This window comes from Williamsia limnetica (genome assembly GCF_003217475.1).
Classification (GTDB): Bacteria; Actinomycetota; Actinomycetes; order Mycobacteriales; family Mycobacteriaceae; genus Williamsia; species Williamsia limnetica.
In genome coordinates this window covers 445,209-466,606 of the sequence record NZ_QJSP01000002.1, presented here as the reverse complement: position 1 = coordinate 466,606, position 21,398 = coordinate 445,209, and the positions used below count along the sequence as shown (strand labels likewise).

15 protein-coding genes are annotated in these 21,398 nt (G+C 63.5%); all 15 read right to left on the bottom strand.

Annotated elements, in window-relative coordinates; genetic code table 11:
- Positions 1-99: 99 nt before the first annotated feature.
- Positions 100-4,056, bottom strand: coding sequence for a DNA-directed RNA polymerase subunit beta' (locus tag DFR67_RS04850; RefSeq protein WP_110468260.1), 3,957 nt, complete (start codon positions 4,054-4,056; stop codon positions 100-102).
- Between the two features lie 42 nt (positions 4,057-4,098).
- Positions 4,099-7,605, bottom strand: coding sequence for a DNA-directed RNA polymerase subunit beta (gene rpoB / locus DFR67_RS04845; protein ID WP_211324940.1), 3,507 nt, complete (start codon positions 7,603-7,605; stop codon positions 4,099-4,101).
- A gap of 259 nt (positions 7,606-7,864) precedes the next feature.
- Entirely contained in the window at positions 7,865-8,785 is a 921-nt protein-coding gene (locus tag DFR67_RS04840) for a hypothetical protein (protein ID WP_110468259.1), read from the bottom strand.
- Positions 8,785-9,435: a hypothetical protein gene (locus DFR67_RS04835; RefSeq protein WP_110468258.1), complete on the bottom strand. Its 651-nt coding sequence runs from the start codon at positions 9,433-9,435 to the stop codon at positions 8,785-8,787. The genes DFR67_RS04840 and DFR67_RS04835 overlap by 1 nt, the downstream gene beginning before the upstream one ends.
- Positions 9,436-9,499: 64 nt before the next feature.
- The gene (locus DFR67_RS04830) at positions 9,500-10,741 is read right to left on the bottom strand and encodes an MCE family protein (protein WP_110468257.1); all 1,242 of its coding nucleotides are present in this window, start codon (positions 10,739-10,741) and stop codon (positions 9,500-9,502) included.
- A complete protein-coding gene (locus DFR67_RS04825) occupies positions 10,738-12,081 on the bottom strand; it encodes an MCE family protein (RefSeq protein ID WP_110468256.1) in 1,344 nt (447 codons plus the stop codon). Before DFR67_RS04825 ends, DFR67_RS04830 begins: the two co-directional genes overlap by 4 nt.
- Entirely contained in the window at positions 12,081-13,346 is a 1,266-nt protein-coding gene (locus tag DFR67_RS04820) for an MCE family protein (RefSeq protein ID WP_425451244.1), read from the bottom strand. The genes DFR67_RS04825 and DFR67_RS04820 overlap by 1 nt, the downstream gene beginning before the upstream one ends.
- Complete coding sequence (locus tag DFR67_RS04815; RefSeq protein WP_110468255.1) at positions 13,343-14,377, bottom strand: MCE family protein; 1,035 nt, start codon at positions 14,375-14,377, stop codon at positions 13,343-13,345. Before DFR67_RS04815 ends, DFR67_RS04820 begins: the two co-directional genes overlap by 4 nt.
- A 28-nt stretch (positions 14,378-14,405) precedes the next feature.
- A complete protein-coding gene (locus tag DFR67_RS04810; protein ID WP_110468254.1) occupies positions 14,406-15,473 on the bottom strand; it encodes an MCE family protein in 1,068 nt (355 codons plus the stop codon).
- Positions 15,470-16,825, bottom strand: a complete 1,356-nt coding sequence (locus tag DFR67_RS04805) for an MCE family protein (protein WP_110468253.1) — start codon at positions 16,823-16,825, stop codon at positions 15,470-15,472. Before DFR67_RS04805 ends, DFR67_RS04810 begins: the two co-directional genes overlap by 4 nt.
- A 3-nt stretch (positions 16,826-16,828) precedes the next feature.
- Positions 16,829-17,686 carry an MlaE family ABC transporter permease gene (locus tag DFR67_RS04800; protein ID WP_084893652.1) on the bottom strand — a complete coding sequence of 286 codons (858 nt, stop codon included), beginning with the start codon at positions 17,684-17,686 and terminating at the stop codon, positions 16,829-16,831.
- A 10-nt stretch (positions 17,687-17,696) separates the two neighbouring features.
- On the bottom strand, positions 17,697-18,503 hold the full coding sequence (locus tag DFR67_RS04795; RefSeq protein WP_110468252.1) for an MlaE family ABC transporter permease: 807 nt from the start codon (positions 18,501-18,503) through the stop codon (positions 17,697-17,699).
- Positions 18,504-19,661 (bottom strand): ABC transporter ATP-binding protein, encoded by a 1,158-nt coding sequence (locus DFR67_RS04790; protein ID WP_110468251.1) that lies wholly within the window; start codon positions 19,659-19,661, stop codon positions 18,504-18,506.
- A gap of 426 nt (positions 19,662-20,087) precedes the next feature.
- Positions 20,088-20,471: a 50S ribosomal protein L7/L12 gene (gene rplL, locus DFR67_RS04785; protein ID WP_084893655.1), complete on the bottom strand. Its 384-nt coding sequence runs from the start codon at positions 20,469-20,471 to the stop codon at positions 20,088-20,090.
- 63 nt (positions 20,472-20,534) lie between these two features.
- Positions 20,535-21,095 carry a 50S ribosomal protein L10 gene (gene rplJ, locus DFR67_RS04780; protein WP_110468250.1) on the bottom strand — a complete coding sequence of 187 codons (561 nt, stop codon included), beginning with the start codon at positions 21,093-21,095 and terminating at the stop codon, positions 20,535-20,537.
- Positions 21,096-21,398 lie beyond the last annotated feature (303 nt).

The window sequence follows — 21,398 nt, the reverse complement described above, 5'->3', positions numbered from 1 at the left end:
GCAACTGGCGCGTTCGACTGCAGGTGGCGCGAATTCACTGAACGACACAAAAAAGCGGGCGCCCCCTCGAAAGGGGACGCCCGCCTGAGTTGCTAGTACCTACCGGTAGTCGCTGCTGAATCCGTAATCGTCCAACGGAACAGCCGCACCCGACGGGGCACCGAAGGTGCCGTCCGGGCTGTAGTAGGTGTCGTCGTAAGACGGCACCGCGTACGCAGCTGCGCGGGCTTCTTCGGTCGGCTGCACCTGGATGTTCCGGTACCGGTTGATACCGGTTCCGGCCGGGATGAGCTTACCGATGATCACGTTCTCCTTGAGGCCGACGAGCTTGTCGCTACGGCTGTTGATGGCCGCATCGGTGAGCACGCGAGTGGTCTCCTGGAACGACGCCGCCGACAACCAGGACTCGGTTGCGAGCGATGCCTTGGTGATACCCATGAGCACCGGACGTCCGGCGGCGGGCTCGCCACCTTCGGACACGACGCGACGGTTGGCCGCTTCGAACTCGGCACGCTCGGTGAGCGAGCCGGGCAGGAACTCGGTGGCACCGGAGTCGATGATCGTCACGCGACGCAGCATCTGACGAACGATCGTCTCGATGTGCTTGTCGTGGATCGACACACCCTGGCTCCGGTAGACCTCCTGGACCTCGCCGACGAGGTGCACCTGCACCTGACGCGGCCCCATGATGCGCAGCACCTCATGCGGATCGGCAGCACCTTCCATGAGCTGCTGGCCGACCTCGATGTGGTCGCCGTCAGCGAGCAGACGCTCACTGCCGTCGTCGTGCTTGAACACACGCAGACGCTGACGCTTGGAGATCTTGTCGTAGACAACCTCTTCCGAACCGTCATCCGGGATGATGGTCATCTTGTAGAAGCGATCATCGTCTTCGAGACGGATACGTCCGGAGACCTCGGCGATCGGGGCCTTGCCCTTCGGGACACGGGCCTCGAACAGCTCCTGCACACGCGGCAGACCACCGGTGATGTCGTCGCCGACGCCACCCTGGTGGAAGGTACGCATGGTCAGCTGGGTACCGGGCTCACCGATCGACTGGGCCGCGACGATACCGACGGCCTCACCGATGTCGACGAGCTTGCCGGTCGCCATCGAGCGGCCGTAGCAGGTGGCGCAGACGCCGGTGCCGGTGCTGCAGGTCAGGACCGAACGGACCTTGACCTGCGAGATGCCGGCCTCGAGCAGGGCCTCGATCGCGGGGTCACCGAGATCGAATCCACGCTCGATGATGACCTTGCCGTTCGCATCGACCGCGTCGGTCGCCAACGTACGTGCGTACGTAGACGTTTCGACGTGGGCGTCACGGATGAGCGATCCATCGGACTGCTTCTCGGCGATGATCGTGTTGATGCCACGCTCGGTGCCACAGTCGGTCTCACGCACGATGACGTCCTGCGACACGTCCACCAGACGACGGGTCAGGTAACCCGAGTCGGCGGTACGAAGCGCGGTGTCGGCCAGACCCTTACGGGCGCCGTGCGTGTTGATGAAGTACTCGGCAACAGTCAGGCCCTCACGGAACGAGGACTTGATCGGGCGCGGGATGAACTCACCCTTCGGGTTGGTCACCAGACCCTTCATGCCCGCGAGCGAGCGAATCTGGGTCATGTTGCCCGCGGCACCGGACTGCACGATCATCGGAATCGGGTTGTCGTCGGGGTAGTGACGCTCCATGTCGGCGCCAACCTCTTCGGTTGCCTGCTTCCAGATCTCCACCAAGGCGTCGCGACGCTCTGCACCGGTGAGGGCACCACGCTGGAACTTGCGCTCCAGGCCGTCGGCCCGCTCCTCGTACTTGTCGAGAATCGCTGCCTTGTCCGGCGAAACGAGCACGTCGGACATGGCGATGGTGACACCCGAGCGGGTGGCCCAGTAGAAGCCGGCGTCCTTGAGCTTGTCGACGGTCTGCGCGACGACGATCATCGGGTAGCGCTCGGCCATGTCATTGATGATCGTGGCCTGACGCTTCTTCGGCATCTGCTCGTTGACGAACGGGTAGTCGTTCGGCAGGAGCTCGTTGAACAGCACGCGACCGAGAGTGGTCTCGATGGTCCACGGGGTGCCGAACTTCCAGCCCTCCGGGTACTGAGCCCGCTCGATCTCGCGCGTCGGACGCTGATGCGTCAGCCGAACCTTGATCGGCGCCTGCACGCTGAGCAATCCACGGTCCACGGCCATCTGGGCCTCGGACGGAGTGGAGTACACACCGCGCTCGATGTCGTCGTTCGACGAAGCGGTGTATGCACCGATCGCGTCGTTCTTCAGCGTGGTCAGGTGGAACAGACCGGTCACCATGTCCAGACGCGGCATGGCCAGCGGACGACCCGACGCGGGCGACAGGATGTTGTTCGAGGACAGCATCAAGATGCGGGCCTCGGCCTGCGCCTCGGCGCTCAGCGGCAGGTGCACTGCCATCTGGTCACCGTCGAAGTCGGCGTTGAACGCCTCACACACGAGCGGGTGGAGCTGGATGGCCTTGCCCTCGACGAGCTGCGGTTCGAACGCCTGGATGCCCAGACGGTGCAGGGTCGGAGCACGGTTGAGCAGCACCGGGTGTTCGGCGATGACCTCTTCGAGCACGTCCCACACGGCGGGGCGCTGACGCTCCACCATCCGCTTGGCGGACTTGATGTTCTGTGCCTGATTCAGGTCGACCAGACGCTTCATCACGAACGGCTTGAACAGCTCGAGAGCCATCAGCTTGGGCAGGCCACACTGATGCAGCTTGAGCTGCGGGCCGACGACGATGACCGAACGGCCCGAGTAGTCGACGCGCTTGCCGAGCAGGTTCTGACGGAAACGACCCTGCTTGCCCTTGAGCAGATCGCTCAACGACTTCAGCGGGCGGTTACCCGGTCCGGTGACCGGACGGCCACGACGGCCGTTGTCGAACAGTGCGTCGACCGACTCCTGCAGCATCCGCTTCTCGTTGTTGACGATGATCTCGGGCGCACCCAGATCGATCAGTCGCTTGAGGCGGTTGTTGCGGTTGATCACGCGGCGGTACAGGTCGTTCAGGTCGGACGTCGCGAAACGGCCACCGTCGAGCTGGACCATCGGGCGGAGCTCCGGCGGGATCACCGGCACGGCGTCGAGAACCATGCCCAGCGGGGAGTTACCCGACATGTGGAACGCAGCCACGACCTTCAGACGCTTCAGGGCGCGAAGCTTCTTCTGGCCCTTGCCGTTGCGGATCGTGTCGCGCAGGATCTCGGCCTCGGCCGCGATGTCGAAGTCCTCGAGCAGACGCTTGATGGCCTCGGCACCCATCGCTCCGGTGAAGTACTCGCCGTAACGATCCTGGATCTCGCGGTAGAGCTTCTCGTCGATGATCATCTGCTTGGGAGCAAGTTTCACGAACTTGTCCCAGATCTCTTCGAGATCGTCGAGGGCGCGCTGCGCGGTGTCGCGGATACGGCGCATCTCGCGCTCGCCGGCATCCTTGACCTTGCGGCGGGCATCGGCCTTGGCGCCTTCGCGCTCCAGCTCTGCCAGGTCCTCTTCGAGCTTCTTGGCGCGCTCTTCGAGGTCGGCGTCCCGGGTGTCTGCGACACCCTTCTTCTCGACCTCCATCTCGGCCTCGAGAGTCGACTTCTCGTTGTGACGCAGTTCGTCGTCGACAGCGGTGATCACATAGGCGGCGAAGTAGATGATCTTCTCGAGATCCTTCGGCGCCAGGTCGAGCAGGTAACCCAACCGGCTCGGCACACCCTTGAAGTACCAGATGTGGGTGACGGGAGCGGCCAGCTCGATGTGGCCCATCCGCTCACGACGCACCTTGGCGCGAGTGACCTCGACGCCGCAGCGCTCGCAGATGATGCCCTTGAAGCGGACACGCTTGTACTTGCCGCAGTAGCACTCCCAGTCCCGGGTGGGACCGAAGATCTTCTCGCAGAACAAGCCGTCCTTCTCTGGCTTGAGCGTGCGGTAGTTGATCGTCTCCGGCTTCTTCACCTCGCCGAAGCTCCAGTTATGGATGTCGTCGGCGGTGGCCAGGCCAATCTTCAGTTCATCGAAAAAGTTGACGTCGAGCACTATTTACCTTTCAGTAGCTCAGTCAGGAAAAGCGGAGAGTGATCAGTTGGCCAGGTCATCGACGGTGGCCGACTCGTTGCGCGACAGGTTGATACCCAGGTTGGCCGCAGCCCGCTCCAGGTCCTCGTCGTCGCCATCACGCATCTCGATGGCGGCACCATCGGAGCTGAGTACCTCGACGTTCAGGCACAGCGACTGAAGTTCCTTCAGCAGCACCTTGAACGACTCGGGGATACCCGGTTCCGGGATGTTCTCGCCCTTGACGATGGCCTCGTACACCTTCACGCGACCGACAACGTCGTCCGACTTGATGGTGAGCAGCTCCTGCAGCGTGTACGCCGCACCGTAGGCCTGCATGGCCCAGCACTCCATCTCGCCGAAACGCTGTCCACCGAACTGCGCCTTACCACCGAGCGGCTGCTGCGTGATCATCGAGTACGGCCCGGTCGAACGAGCGTGGATCTTGTCGTCGACCAAGTGGTGCAGCTTGATGATGTACATGTAGCCGACCGAGACCGGGTACGGGAACGGCTCGCCACTGCGACCGTCGAACAAGGTCGCCTTGCCGTCGGCGTTGACCATCACTTCACCGTCACGGTTGGGAAGCGTCGAGCCCAGCAGGCCGTTCAGCTCCGCATCCGTGGCGCCGTCGAACACCGGGGTGGCGGTGTTGGTGTCGGGTTCTGCCGAGAGCATGTCCTCGGGCAGTTTCGACGCCCACTCCGGAGTGCCCTCCGCAACGTTGATGTTCCAGCCGGTCTTGGCGATCCACCCGAGGTGGGTCTCCAGGATCTGACCGATGTTCATACGACGCGGCACACCGTGGGTGTTCAGGATGATGTCGACCGGGGTGCCGTCGGGCAGGAAGGGCATGTCCTCGGCAGGAAGGATCTTGCCGATGACGCCCTTGTTGCCGTGGCGGCCGGCGAGCTTGTCGCCGTCCTGGATCTTGCGCTTCTGGGCCACGTACACCCGGACCAGCTCGTTGACACCGGGAGGCAGATCGTCGTCGTCATCACGCGAGAACACGCGGATGCCGATGACCTTGCCGGTCTCACCGTGCGGAACCTTGAGCGAGGTGTCGCGAACTTCTCGCGCCTTCTCACCGAAGATGGCGCGCAGCAGACGCTCTTCCGGGGTCAGCTCGGTCTCGCCCTTCGGCGTGACCTTTCCGACCAGGATGTCGCCGTCACGAACCTCGGCACCGATACGGATGATGCCGCGCTCGTCGAGATCGGCGAGCACCTCGTCGGAGACGTTCGGGATGTCCCGGGTGATCTCCTCGGCACCGAGCTTGGTGTCGCGGGCGTCGATTTCGTGCTCTTCGATGTGAATCGAGGTGAGCACGTCCTCTTCGACCAGACGCTGGCTCAGGATGATCGCGTCCTCGTAGTTGTGGCCTTCCCACGGCATGATCGCCACGAGCAGGTTCTTCCCGAGGGCCATCTCACCCTGATCGGTGCAGGGTCCGTCGGCCAGGACCTGTCCGGTCTCCACGCGCTGACCCTCGTCCACGATCGGACGCTGGTTGGCACAGGTGCCCTGGTTCGAGCGGGCGAACTTGCGCATCCGGAACGTGTCGCGGGTGCCGTCGTCTGCCATCACGGTGATGTAGTCGGCCGAGACCTCTTCGACCACGCCCGACTTCGCCGAGATGATGACGTCACCGGCGTCGACAGCTGCACGCAGCTCCATGCCGGTACCGACCAGCGGGGACTCGCTGCGAACCAGCGGCACCGCCTGACGCTGCATGTTCGCGCCCATCAGGGCACGGTTGGCATCGTCGTGCTCGAGGAACGGGATCATGGCGGTGGCCACGGACACCATCTGACGCGGGCTGACGTCCATGTACTGGACATCGGTGATCGGGACGTACTCGATCTCCGAGCCCTTCTTACGGACCATGACGCGATCGTCGGTGAACCGGTTGTCGGCACCGATCGGCGAGTTCGCCTGGGCCACGAGGTAACGGTCTTCCTCGTCGGCGGTCAGGTAGTTGACCTCGTCGGTGACGGTTCCGTCGACGACCTTGCGGTACGGGGTCTCGATGAAGCCGAACGGGTTGACCCGCGCGTAGACCGACAGCGATCCGATCAGGCCGATGTTCGGGCCTTCCGGGGTCTCGATCGGGCACATGCGGCCGTAGTGCGACGGGTGGACGTCACGGACTTCGAGGCCGGCACGCTCACGGGACAGACCACCGGGGCCCAGCGCCGACAGGCGGCGCTTGTGGGTCAGACCCGACAGCGGGTTGTTCTGGTCCATGAACTGCGACAGCTGCGAGGTTCCGAAGAACTCCTTGATCGCGGCGACCACGGGACGGATGTTGATCAGGGTCTGCGGCGTGATGGCCTCGACGTCCTGGGTCGTCATACGTTCGCGAACGACACGCTCCATGCGGGACAGGCCCACGCGGATCTGATTCTGGATGAGCTCGCCGACGGTACGCAGGCGACGGTTGCCGAAGTGATCGATGTCGTCGACCTCGACCGGCACCGGAACACCACCGGGAACGGTCATCATGCTGGTGACGTTGGGATCGGCCTCGTGCAGACGCACCAGGTACTCGACCGTCGCGACGATGTCCTCTTCGGTCAGCACGGGTGCGCCGGCCATCGGGTTCTCGACCAGGCCGAGCTTCTTGTTGACCTTGTAGCGACCGACCTTGGCCAGGTCGTACCGCTTCTCCTTGAAGAACAGGTTCTCCAGCAGGGTCTGCGCGGACTCCTTCGTGGGGGGCTCGCCCGGACGCAGCTTGCGGTAGACCTCGAGCAGCGCCTCATCGGTGCCTGCGGTGTTGTCCTTCTCCAGGGTCGACATCATGATCTCGGAGAAGCCGAAGCGCTCTTCGATCTGCTCCTTGGTCCAGCCGAGGGCCTTGAGGAGCACGGTCACCGACTGCCGACGCTTGCGGTCGATGCGCACACCGACGGTGTCGCGCTTGTCGACGTCGAACTCGAGCCAGGCGCCACGGCCCGGGATGACCTTGACGCTGTGCAGCGTCTTCTCGGTCGTCTTGTCGATGTTGGCGTCGAAGTACACACCGGGGCTACGCACCAGCTGGCTCACCACGACACGCTCGGTGCCGTTGATGACGAAGCTGCCCTTGTCGGTCATGATCGGGAAGTCGCCCATGAAGACGGTCTGCGACTTGATCTCGCCGGTGTTGTTGTTGATGAACTCCGCGGTGACGAACAGCGGAGCCGCGTACGTCATGTCCTTGTCTTTGCACTCTTCGACGGAGGCCTTGACCTCGTCGAACCGAGGGTCGGAGAAGGAGAGCGACATGGACCCGGAGAAGTCTTCGATCGGAGACAGTTCGGTGAGGATGTCCTCCAGACCGCCGGTAGGGTTTGCATCGCCGCGAGATGCAGCGCGCTCACGCCATTCCGCGGACCCGACCAGCCATTCGAAGGACTCGAGCTGCACATCAAGCAGTCCGGGTACTTCAAGGGGCTCGCTGAGCTTTGCGAACGAGGCGCGCCGAGGCGCACCTGGAATGGTTGAGGTGGACTGGCGGGAGACTGCCAAGATATGTCCTTCCAACACGAATTACTCGTAGTGCCTAGGTGGTGTTTCGCTGCTGTACGACCTGGTCAACGGCGATCACCCGAGGCACCACGGTTGTGTGGTCGGAAGGTGAAATCGTGAGGTGGACAGGAGGCAGCCAGCGCAACGTCCAACTGTACCAGAAAAAGGGCGCACGTGAACAACCCCTTTTGGTTACTGCGAACAGACTGCAACCTGGGCGGCCCGGCGTCAAGAGGAACGCGCGGATTCCGTCGTTAAAAAATCTTTGAAGCCGAACTCAGAAATCAGAGATGCGGCTGATGAGCCACTGGCCGTCGACTTTTTCCAGGCCGACGTCCACGCGTGCGAGATTGGGAGTGCCCAGGACCGCGACACCCTGCTGGGTGTTGCTCAGCACGAAGGTTCCGATCACATTGGCGCGCGTGTCGTCCATGTTGCTGATCCCGATGAGGTCGACCTTGCACTCGGCGCCCTGGCCGGTCTGCGTGGCGAGGTCCCTGTTGGCCTGCAGGTATTCGTTGAACTCGTTGATGTACTCGCCGGTCAGCGCTGCCTTCGCCCGCGCCGCCCAGTCGTCGAAATTGACCGGGTCGACACCCAGGACGGTGCACATCCGATCGCCTGCCTGCGCCTTGAGCTCACTGGTGGCAGCGGCGTCGAGGAACGCGTCGTTCGATTCGGTCTTCGCACCCGGCTTGAAGGCCAGCACGATGGCCAGGACCGCGAACAACACTGCCACGCTTGCCACCGCCGCGACCTTGCGCCAGGTCAGGAATCCACTGCGGGCCGGCGCGGCAGTGGCGCCCTGCGCTGTCGGACGCTTGGCCGAGCCGTCGACGCCGCCATCGGCCCGGGCGGGCTTCTTCAGCGACGCACTCTTGGCCACCGGCCGGGTTCTGCGGTCTGCCTTGTCGAGGGACACGGTGTCATCGGCATCAGTCGACGCCGGATCCGCGACCGCCGCTGTTGCGTCGTCGGTCGCCTCTGCGCCTGACCGTGACGACTCCGGTGCTTCGACATCAGCTGCCGGGGTCTGGGCGTCCGGGGTCTGGGCGTCCGGGGTCTGGGCTCCTGCGGCCTCTGGAGACTCGTCCTCCGGGCCCGTCAGCTTGCCCTTGGCCGGGCCGCTGCCTGCGATACGGATCTTGCCGCGCGGTCCGGCCGGTCGGCCGGGCCTGCGGGGTGGCTGGTTGGTCATCAATTTCCTCCCGGCGCAGTGGTGGCGGGCGCGGGTACGGCAGAGGGGTCGGCGGGCGCGGGCGCACCGGCGGCCGGGTCCTGCAGAGCGAAGGCATCGAGCGGCTGGATGTCCGAGGCCTTCCACGTACCGTCCACCTTGCGAACCCCCACCGAGAACCCCGACTGCAGGGTCACCGGCTCCTGATTCGCCACCGAGCGCACCGACTCGACGTAGACGATCACCTTCGCCGTCTCGTCTTCTTTGTTGAACTCGACGACGCCGCTGCGCACGATCGACGACGTCAGCTTCGCCGACGCACCGCCGTTCGCCTCACCTTCGGTGACCAGCTGCTGGAATGTCTCCGGGGTCACCTGATTGGCCGCCTCGTCGACCAGCGACGAGTTGAGCTGTTCCCGGTACGCGGTCATGTTCGCGGGATCGATGTTGGTGACGTTGAGCATCACCTGCTCGGCACCGTCTTGGGCGTCGTCGCGGGCCTGCTGTGTGGCCTGGACATTGAACTTGGCGTCGTACCACTGGTATCCGAAGACGCCGGTGCACACCACTGCGGCCACGAGTCCGACCACCGCGAGGGCAGCCGAGATCCGCAGCCACAGCCGTTGCGAACCGAGACGTCGCTGTCGGCCGGGCTTGGGTTTGTCAGTCATCGCCCGCCCAAGGTACACACGCCGGCTGAGAGGTCAGACCCCGCCGCCTTTGCCGCCGCCCGGATCACTTGTCGCGCACGCCCAGAAGGAACGCGATCTGTTCCGCAATGGGGTTGAGGTTGAGGGTGTCCGGCATCTTCTTCGGGTTGTCGTCCCACGGTTGCGGGATGTTCGGGTTCGAGTAGACGGAGCGTGCCGCGCCGCGAACATCGGTCGGATTTCCCTGCGCGACAGTACATTTCGCGTCAGTATTGAACGGGAAATCGTCGTAGTTGATGTCGAAGTCGGGATTCTTCCGCTTCTCTTCGGCGATGATCTCCTCGGTGCCCTCGTAGCCGAGCGTGCACGCGGGGGGATTGTTCACCTCGAGCACGATGCCGAAGTGGATCGTGCCGTCGCCCGGCGCGGGGCTGTAGCTACCGCTCGAGAGCGCAGACAACAACGCCAAGGAAGGACTCACCGCAAAGAAGGTGGGCGAGATCGTCCGGACATCCTCGGCGAGGTTGCGGACGACGGTGGTGATGTCGCCGCCGCTGTCCTGGAGCAGACGGGAGATCTGCGTAGCGCTGGTCGTGCCGGTCGTCAGCAGCCTCCGGATCGCGGGATCGGACGCCTGCAGGGTCTGGGTGATCAACTTCAGGTTGCTCGACCACGCCAGGATCTCATCGGCCTGTTCGGCCTGCGTTCCGAGCACCACATCACTGTTCTGGATCAGCGAGATGGTCTCGGGCAGGTTGTCGACGCCGGCCTGCGACAGGTTGGTCAGCGAGTCGATCAGCGACCGCAGGTTGTCGGCGTTCCCGTTGAACGCGTTGCCCAACTCGGTCACCACCGTGGTCAGGTCTTCCACCGGGATCGATTCGGTGAAGTCGACCGCTGACTTGAGGACCCCGTCGAGTGCGGGCGGGGTGTCGGTGTTGGTGATGACGGAGTTGTTCTTCAGATACGGACCGTCGTTGTTCGTCGGTCGCAGATCGACATACTGCTCGCCGATCGCCGACCGGTTCGCGACGACAGCCATCGCAGAATCGGGAATCTTCGGCCCGTCCGAGTCGAGCACCAAAGCGACCTCGACACCGTCCGGCAGCAGCGTCAGCGCGCCGACGCGGCCGACCGGCACACCCTGGTAGGTCACCTCACCGTTGGTGAAGATTCCGCCCGAATCGGAGAACTGAGCCTTCACCGTGTACGACCCGATGCCCACGAGCCGATCGAGCTTGGCGTAAGTGGAACCGACATAGACGATGGCGACCACACCGACGATCACGAAGATCACGAGCTGCCACTTGACCAGTTTCGAGATCACGGGGCACCTCCAGGCTGGGTAGTCGTGGTTTGGGTCCCCGCGGTCTGCCCGACTGCTCCGGAGAGCAGCGCGAGTGGAGCTTGCAGGAAGTTGTGCTCGGCCCGGTCCTCGGGCATCAGCGCGTACTGCCCACCCGACGGCGGGGTGTTGGGCCCCGGCCTCGCGTTGGGCAACGGCAGGAGGGTGATCGTCGGCCACCCGAGCCGCGGTCCGTTGCCGTTGTAGTACGGATTCTTCGGGTCGATGATCGGCAACGGGCCCGTCTTGGGTGGGCTGTACACCGGTTCACCCTGACCGACACCGAGCGCCTCGAGCTGGTTGAGCAACCTGAGATCGAGATTCGCGAACAGGTTGGTCGAGTCACCCTTCACGCCCGGCAGCAAAGCATCCGGGAAGGGGTAGGTGAACAGCAGCGGCGACGCGGTGATCAGGTCCGGAGCGGCACCGGCAAGTGCCTGCAGGGTCGGCCGCAATGCTTTGAGATCGGTGATGATCTCCTCGCGAGCGGTTCCGAGCACCTGCACGCCGACCTCGCCGAGACGGTCGAGCTGCTGCAGCATGGTCACGAACTGCGGCCGCTGCTCCTCGAGAACGGCGATGCCCCGTGGCAACTCGTCGAGAACACGGTTGATCTGATCGGTCTGACTGCGCGCACGGTTCGACAGCTTGTCGAGACCGTCGAGCGCGGAGACGATGTTCTCTTTTTGCTCGTCGAGACCGCTGATCAGTCGAGCGGTCTCGTTGAGCAGGCCCTTGACCTCGCTCTCGCGGCCTTCCAGGGCGTTGTTCAGCTCGTCCACGATCGGCTTGAGCTGATTGATGCCGCCACCGTTGAGGAGCAGTGACAACGCACCGAGCACCTGTTCGACGTCGGTCGCGGTCCGGGTACGGCAATCCGGCGCCCCCACTTCGGGGCAGCCGATGACCTGAGCGGAGTTCTGACGCGGCAGGTCGGAGTTCTCTTCAGGGTCCTCCAGCGCGACGTACTTCTCCCCCAGCAGGTTGGTCTGCTGGACCTCGGCCATGGCCTTGTCGGACAGGTCGACGCTGTTCTGCACCTCGATGGCGACCTCGGCCGTCCACTGGTCCGGGGCGACCTTGATCTCGGTCACCCGTCCGACCTGGATGCCGTTGAACTTCACGGTCGCCTGCGGGACGAGGTCCAGCACGTCGGTGAACTGCAGCTTGTAGGTCCGCGGGTTGTCGCCGAGCGAGACCCCACCGGGCAGCGGGACCGACTGCAGACCTTGTGTTCCGCAACCGGCGATCGCGATGACCGCGGCACCGATCATGGCGGCGGCACCGGCTTTGCGAGCCGTCGCGCGTCTGGGTGATCTCATCAGTTCTCACCCTCCAGTCCTGGATCGGGAGTGCCTGGCACCGTTCCCGGAACCGGGCCACTGCGCTGCTGGTTCTCGGTGCTGAAGATGCCGAACGGCAGGTTCAGGGTCGGTGTCTTGATGCCGTCCTGGATCTGGTCGGCGACGTTGGTGCACTGGTCGATGAGCGGTCGCAGCGTCTTGCTGAACTCGACGAACGCGGGGTCGCCGGGCTTGAGCTGGCCGAGATCGAGGAGCCCACACTGCGCTCCCAGCAGGTCCTGCAGTTCTGGCAGCGTCAGGTGCAGGTCGAGGGTTCCCGATTCTGCGTTGTACGCGTTCACCAGATTCGACAGCGCCAGCGGCAGCGACGTCAGGATCTCTTTCTGGTATTCCTTCGTGTCCACCAGCATCTGGGTGGTCGGGATCAGCTCGTTGACCCGCGCGCCCAAGGATTCCCGGTTGTCCTCGACGAATCCGGCGACGTCACCGAGTGCGATGGACAACTTGTCCAGGGCGGTCCCGAGTTGATCGCGTTCACCGGCGAGGAATGTCGTGAAATCAGCCATCTGGGTGTTGAACTGACGCACCTGGGCGTCGTTGCGGGCGAGCATGCCGACGAAACTGTCGAGGTTCTTGACGGTGTCGACGATGTTGCCTCGCGACTCGTTCAAGGTGTTCGCGGCCTTGGACAGGCCACTGATCGTCTCGTTGAGTGCCTCGCCGTTACCGGCCAGGTTCTCCGCACCGGTGGCCACCAATTCGGAGACCGCGCCGTCCTTGTTGGCGCCCTCCGGTCCCAGCGAATCCGACAGCTTCTGCACGGATGAGTACAGTTCGTCGACCTCGACAGGAACCATTGTCTTGTCGAGCTGCAACGTGAAGTCCTGCGGCGCCTTGGGTCCTTCGACATACACCGGCGTCAGCTGAACGTATCGGTCGGCGACCACTGACGGGGTGACCTGCACGGCCCCCACGTCCTTGGGCAGCGAGACGTCGCCTTGGACGGTCATCTCGACCTTCACCCGGTCGCCTTCGGGGGTCACCTTGCCGACCGTTCCGACGGGGACGCCGAGCACCCGCACGTCGCTGCCGTCGTAGATGCCGACGCTGCTCTGGAAGTAGGCCGTGATCTTTGTGGCGGTGACCCGTTGGAACACCCACCACAGCGATCCGGCGACCAGCAGGGCGAGGATCAGCCCGATCACCAGGAACACGATGTGCCGTGGCGTGAACCACCGTCCCGGTCCGCGGGTGTCCTGCATGTTGCTTGCCGACGTCATCATTGTCCGGCCACCGTTCCGCCACCGTTCGGCAGTTGCTCCTGCTGAACAGGGAATCGAGTCGTGTTCTGCTGCGGCAGTGCCGGCGGGAGCAGGTTCGTCACGACGGAGTCGAACCAGCGACCGCTACCCAGCACGTTGGCGTAGAGGCGGTAGAAAGGCGCCATGTACGTCAGAGACTGCCGCAGGTTTTCGTTCTGGTCGTTGAGGATCTCGATCACCTGACGCAGGGTTTCCAGCGTGGGACCGATCTGCTCCTGGTTGTCCTTGACGATGCCCGTCAGCGTGTCCGACAGCGTGATGGTGCTCGAGAGCAGCACCGAGATGGCCTGCTGGCGATTGTTCAATTCCCCGAGCAGTTCGCCGGCACCCGAGATCAGTCGTTCGAACTCCTGGTTGCGGTCGGCGAGCAGCTTGGAGGTGTCCGCGGTGGCCGCGAGCAGCTCTTGCACCTTCTGATCACGACTCGCGATGGTCTCCGACAGGCGGGTGAGGCCGTCGAGTGACGACCGCAGATCCGCAGGTGTCCCGGAGAACGCATCCGACAGCGTCCGCATGCTGGTCGCCAGCTGGTTGGTGTCGAGTTCCTCGACCTGCTCGGCGGCATCGGAGAACGCCTCGATGACGTCATAGGGCGACGTCGTCCGTTCCAGCGGGATGACCTGCTTCGGGTCCGCCAGTTCGTTGCCTGCCGGATCGAGAGCGATGTACTTCTGGCCCAGCACGGTCTTGATCTGGATCGAGGCCGATGTCTGGTTACCGATCCAGGCCTGGTCGACCTGCATGTCCACCCGGACGCGGTCACCCTTGAGCTCGACTTTACGAACGTTGCCGACCTTGACGCCTGCGACTCGTACCTCGGCGCCCGATTGCAGGCCGGCAGCTTCGGAGAAATCTGCCTTGTAGGTGATGCCCGCGCCGATCAACGGCAGGGACTGCAGAAAGAACGCCGACGTCGACAACATCAGCAGGATCAAGATGCCGATGAATCCGATGGTGACAGGACTGCGTTTGATGGTTCGTCGATCGGTCATGCGGTCACCCCCCTGGTCGTCGTGTTGGTCACGGTGGATCCTCGTTCGCCCAGCAGCGTGTCGCTGCGCTCGTGTACAGGACGTGGTTGATGTCGGGCAGCGGGATCAGCGGTTGCGTGAGCAGGTTGCTCTGACCGTTCCCCGCCGTGACGTCCAAGCCACAGAGATAGAACTGGAACCACGAACCGAAGGTCGCTGCGCGGCCGATCTTCTGGAGCTTGATCGGCAGGGTGGTCAACGTCTGCTTGATCTCGTCCTGCCGCTCGACGACTGTCTGTCCCAGATCGTTGAGTGCTGCGATCGATCCCTGGATGGCAGGGCGGGTCGGTTGCAGGATCGAAGCGGTCACGGCCGTCAGGTTGGACAGTGACGTGATCGCCGAGCCGACCGACTCCTTCTGGTTCGCCAGACCGGTGACGAACTTCTCTGTGTTCGTCAACAGCTGGGTGAACTGGTCGTCGTGCTCGTTGAGGTTCTTCAGCACCACGTTCAGGTTGTCGATCAGCTGCCCGATCACCTGATCGCGGTCTGCGATCGTGTTCGTCAGGCTCGCGGTGTCGCGGACCAGTTCGGAGATCGTTCCGCTCTCACCTTGGAACACCTTGATGATCTCGGCCGACAGTTTGTTCACGTCGTCTGCGGTCAGCTGCTGGAACAGCGGGCGGAAGCCGTTGAACAATTCGGTCAGGTTGATCGCCTCAGTGGTCTGGGACAGCCCGATGGTCGTCCCGCCGCCGATGGTGTCCGCCGTGTCGCCCGGCCCCTTCTCGAGCGCGAGGTAACGCTGACCGGTCAGGTTCCGGAGTTTGATGGCAACCCGGACGCCGGCCGGGAGTTCGCCACGGTCCACCGAGAAGGCAACTTCGGCCTTGTCGCGGTCGACGATCTCGACACCGCTGACCTGACCGACACGCACGCCGGCGATCCTGACGTCGTCACCCGGGGCCACCTGCGTGGCATCGGTGAACACCGCTTTGAAGTCCGTACCGCCACCGGCACCGCCGTTGGCGACGGCGAACCCGAGTACAGCGGTGGCGAACACGGTGACCACGGCGAAGATGATCAGCTTGATGAGTGGTCCGACCAAACTCTTCATCGGATGCTCACCTGCTGTCCCTGCACTGTGGGGGCTGCGATCAAACCGATCCAGCTGGGCACCTCTGACGGCTCCTTACCTGCCGCTGCGGCGACGATTGCCTGTATCTGCAGCTTGTTCCTCGGATCGCTGTAGTTGGTGGCGGGCTCTTGTGCCGGTGTCGCGGTGCCATCGGGCATCGCGGAGTACTGCGGTTCGGGCAGTGTGGGGACGTTCCGAGGGCCGGCGTTGCGCGACGGCGGCTGGTACGAGCCGTCGTTGACCGAGCCTGCGGGGTACTGCGGGAACGGCCTGCCGTTGGTGGGCTGGTCGTAGCAGATGGGTCCACGCTCATCGAACAATCGCGGCTCGTCCTGATTCGGCAGGTACCGGCCACGGGGGTTGACGAACTGCAGGTTCACCCGGACACCCGGGTTCTCGGTGCCCGCGCCCGTGATCACGTTGGCCTCGGGAACCAGACCCGCGAAGTTCTTGAACGTGCACCCGAACGCCGGCGACTGCCGGGCCAGTGCCGTCAGCAACGGCTCCGACTGGATGGCCAGGTCGACGAGGTCCCGACGGTTGGTCTCGAGGAAACCGGTTCCATCGATCGCCACCTGGGTGACCGCCGCGATCACCGTGCGCAGGTCGCCCTGGCGCTCGACGAGGGTGTTGGTCGTGGTGCGCAAGGTGTCGAGCGAGTCGATGAGGTCGGGCAGCGCTTCGGAGTACGTCTGCGAGAAGCTGGCCAGACCGCGGAGGGTGCCCTGGAGTTCGGGCATGTTCTCGTTGATCCCCTTGAAGACGGTGTTGAGCTGCTCGAACGAGGTGCCGAGACGCTCGCCGTTGCCCGCGAGGGCTTTGGACAGGGCGGACAGGGTCACGTTCAGCTCGGCCGGCGGGATGGCGTCCAACACGGGCAGCAACTGGTCGAACAGTTCTTGGAGTTCAACCGCGTTACCGGACTTGTCCTCGTCGATCGACGAGCCGTTGCTCAGGTGGTCACCCTCGCTGCCTTCTTGGCCGTCCGGGATCTGCAACGCCACGTACCGCTCTCCGAACAAGGTCTTCGGCAGGATCCGGGCCGTCGTATCGGTCGGCAGCAGGTCCACCTTGTCGGGCTGCAAGCCCAGGGTGACAACCACCGAGCCGTCTTCCAGGTTCGGCTCGACGCTGCGCACCTCCCCGACGATGAGTCCGCGAGCCTTCACATCGGCGTTGTTGGGTAGCGCGTTGCCTGCCGACGTGGTGTTGAGCTTGACGTCGACGAACTTCGTGAACGATTTGTTGTACTGCATGATCGTCAGCGTCAGGAACAGCGCGACGACCAGGAAGAACACCAGACCAAGCGCTCTGCGTTTGAGTGCCTGCATGGATCAGCCCCCCACTCTGACGGACGTCGTGGTGCCCCAGATGGCCAGACCGAGGAAGAAGTCGAGGACCGCGATGATCACCAGGGCAGCGCGAACAGCGTGCCCGACGGCCACGCCGACGCCGGCGGGACCGCCGGTGGCGTAGTAGCCGTAGTAGCAGTGCACCAGGATGATCACGAACGCGAAGATCATGACCTTGCCGAAAGACCACAAGACGTCTGCCGGTGGCAAGAAGAGGTTGAAGTAGTGATCGTACGAACCGGCGGATTGGCCGGTAAATTGCGTGGCTATCAGGCGGGACGCGAAATAGGCCGACAACAAGCCGAGCACGTACAGCGGGATGACCGCGATGAAACCGGCGAGCACGCGGGTGGTCACCAAGAACGGGATCGACGGCACGGCCATCGTCTCGAGCGCGTCGATCTCTTCCGAGATACGCATGGCGCCGAGCTGGGCCGTGAAACCACATCCGACTGTCGCCGACAACGCGAGGCCGGCGACGAGCGGCGCGACCTCACGGGTGTTGGCGTAGGCAGCAAGGAATCCTGTGAGGGCCTGCGACCCCAGCTGGTCGAGTGCGTTGGCACCCTGGAGGCCGACCACCACGCCGGTGAATCCGGACATCAGGATCATGACGCCGATGGTGCCGCCGATGACCGCGAGGCCACCGGACCCGAAGGCGACCTCGGCGAGCAGCCGGAGCAGCTCCTTGGGATAGCGGCGGATGGTGCGCGGAGACCATCCGATGGCGCGTCCGTAGAACGACATCTGGTCGCCCGCGCCGTCCAGAACGCGCAGCGGGACACGCGCGATCTTGCCTGCGCGATAACCGATGTCCCCTCGGCCTTTGGCGATCGTCACCCTTGTTCTCCTATGAACCCTTGGCCGGAACGATCTGCAAGTAGACCGCAGTGATGATCAAGTTCGCAAAGAACAACAACAAGAAGGTGATGACGACGCCCTGGTTGACCGCGTCACCGACACCCTTGGGTCCACCACCGGGGTGAAGTCCCTTGTAAGCAGCCACGACTCCGGCGATCACACCGAAGACAGCAGCTTTGAGCAAGGCCACGTAGAGGTCCGGCAACTGCGCCAGCGCACTGAACGAAGCCAGATAGGCACCCGGGGTGCCGCCTTGGACAATGACATTGAAGAAGTAGCCACCGCCGATGCCGACCACGGAGACCAGGCCACAGAGAAGGACGGCCACCAAGATCATGGCCAGGACGCGCGGGACCACCAGTCGCTGAACGGGATTGATGCCGAGGACTTGCATGGCGTCGATCTCTTCACGAATGGTCCGGGACCCGAGGTCGGCCGTCACCGCGGAGCCGGCTGCGCCGGCCACGAGCAGTGACGTCACCAAGGGCGCGCCCTGCTGGATCACCACCAGGACGCTCGCTGCGCCCGTGAATGATTCAGCGCCGAGCTGACGGATCAGCGAACCGGTCTGCAAGGACACGATCGCGCCGAACGGGATCGCGACCAACGCGGTCGGCAGAATCGTCACACTGGCGATGAACCAGGCCTGCTGGATGAACTCGCGCCATTGAAACGGACGCACGAAGGTCTGGCGCGCGACATCGACGAACAGCTGGACAATGTTGCCCGTCTGGGACAACGCCCCAGAGCCTGCTTTCGAAACCTTGTCGACGCCACGTGTGGTGGCACTTGTCATTTAGAGGGCCTTGTCACCGGCGCGATATGCGGGGAACTGTTCGGTCTGGGCATCGGAGCCCTGATAGGAAGACTGCTGCTGAGTCTCGTCGTAGCCGGAGTTGGAGCCGGAACCGACCCCTACCGGTTGCTGTTGGGTTTTGCGGTAGGCCTCGCGCTGGTTCTCCTGCGCGGCGTCCTCGACCTCGAAGCTCTCCTCGATCGCACGCTGCGCGGGCTCGGGCAGAGTGTGCAGGATCTCCCGCACACGCGCCTGACGACGACCGACAGCCTTACGCTCGGGCAGACCCGGCGTCGCCTGCAACTGCGGCACAATACCGCGGACATCCTCAGCGGTACCACCATCGGAGTGCCCGGCATCGACCATCTCCTGCTCACGCTTCTGCTGCGCGTCGTCCTTCTCCTCCGACATACCGATCGGACCGATACGACGACCATTCAAGAACTGCTCCACCACCGGCTCATCGGAGGTCAACAACACCTCACGCGGGCCGAACATCACCAGTTCCTTACGGAAGAGCATCCCGATGTTGTCCGGGACCGTACGAGCGACCTGGATGTTGTGGGTCACGATCAGGATCGTGGCATCGATCTGGGCGTTGATGTCGATCAACAGCTGCGACAGATAGGCGGTACGGACCGGGTCCAGACCGGAGTCCGGCTCGTCGCACAGAATGATCTGCGGATCCAACACCAGGGCGCGGGCCAGTCCGGCGCGCTTGCGCATACCACCGGAGATCTCACCGGGGAGCTTGTTCTCCGCACCGGTCAAACCCACCAACTCGATCTTGTCCATCACGTTCTGACGGATCTCGTCTTCCTTCTTCTTCGTGTGCTCACGAAGCGGGAAAGCGATGTTGTCGAACAAACTCATCGACCCGAACAACGCACCGTCCTGGAACAGCACACCGAACAGCTTGCGGATCTCATACAGCTCACGCGACGAACACTTCGTGATGTCGGTGCCGTCGACGATCACCGACCCCTGCTCCGGATGCAGCAGACCGATCAACGACTTGAGGAACACCGACTTACCCGTACCCGACGGGCCCAGCAACACACTCACCTCACCCATCGGCAGCGTCAGCGAGACATCCCGCCAGATGTTCTGCGAACCGAACGACTTCGTAAGCCCCTCAACACTGACCTCAACACCCACTGAAATGTCCCTCCAAAACGAAGTCCGCCCCCGTGCGGAGCCTGTGGTTCGGCTCACTCTAACCCACTTGACGTGACGAATATACGTCCCGTCATTGTTTCTCAGGTTCCCGCGTCTCCCGAGGTCGCACTGTGTCGGGCGAGCCGTACGGGTTGTTGCTGGTAGACCCAGATGCGCGGTTACTCGGGAGTAACTTACGTTATGCCCAAAAGTTTTTTTCGCGTCCTGATCTCGATCGGTACAGAAACCTACTAGCCGGTAACCTCTGGTGCAACTGAGCCGCCGAGCGAGCCCATGACAGTGGCGTCCAGTGCGCCTATATATAGAGCCCCCGGACAGCACGATGGCCCGCAGCAAACGCTGCGGGCCATCGTGAGGTGAAGCGAAGAAATCGGCTACTTGACCGCCACAAAGGCAATCCGCAAGCTACTTGACCGAAACCTTGGCGCCGGCCTCTTCGAGCTTGGTCTTGGCTGCCTCGGCGGCATCCTTGTCGATCTTCTCGAGGATCGCCTTGGGAGCGGACTCGACGAGATCCTTGGCTTCCTTCAGACCCAGTCCGGAGACGACCTCGCGGACGACCTTGATGACCTGGATCTTCTTGTCGCCGGCCGACTCGAGCACGACGTCGAACTCGTCCTGCTCAACAGCGGCTTCAGCAGCGGCCGGTGCACCGGCAGCGGCGACAGCGACGGGAGCAGCAGCGGTGACCTCGAAGACATCTTCGAACTTCTTCACGAAGTCGCTGAGTTCCAGCAGGGTCAATTCCTTGAACTGATCGATGAGCTCGTCAGCGGAGAGCTTTGCCATGTGGGCAATCCTTTCGTTCTTTCCTCGGCCGCAAGGAGAGCGGGCCATGGAGGTGTTGGGGTTTTATTCGGCCGCTTCTGCGGGTGCGACCGCGGCTTCTTCGCCGCCGGTGGCAGCTTTCTTCTCTTGCAACGCGGCCGCAAGACGTGCGACCTGGGAAGCGGGCTGGTTGAACAGTCCCGCAGCCTTTGCCAAGTTGCCCTTCATGGCACCGGCGAGCTTTGCAAGGAGCACCTCACGGGTTTCGAGGTCGGCGATCTGATTGACCTCTTCCACAGACAGCGCGCGGCCGTCCATGAATCCACCCTTGATGATGAGTGCCTTGTTGTCCTTGGCGAAGTTCTTGATCGCCTTGGCCGCCACAACGGGTTCACCTTCGATGAAGGCAATTGCGGTGGGACCAGTGAACAGCTCGTCCAGACCGGCCACGCCCGCATCAGCAGCAGCGCGCTTGACCAGGGTGTTCTTGGCGACGGAGTAAACAGCACCTTCGCCCAGTGAGCGACGCAGATCCGAGATCTGCTTGACGGTCAGACCACGGTATTCCGTGACGACTGCTGCAGTGGCTCCCTTGAACTGCTCGGTGATCTCCGCAACCGCGGTGACCTTTTCACTATTTGCCATACTTCGCCTCCTCTCATGACGTGTCGGTTGGCACGTAGGAGCGCGAGTCTCGTGAACGGCCGCTGACCCCCACCAACGACAAACGCCCCGGCACAGGGCACGGGGCGCACACGAGCTTCAATGACAAATGCACTGAGGCGGTGATTCCTCGTTCTCCCTGCGTGGGTCGCCGACGAAAAATGTCGGGCCTTCGGCCGGCTCGCGATAATCGCGCCCCGGTGACCAACGGTCTCTGGTTGAACTGACATCCGCGGGCACATGACCTGCGAACACCAAGCACCAACAGTACCGGCAGGGGCCCTC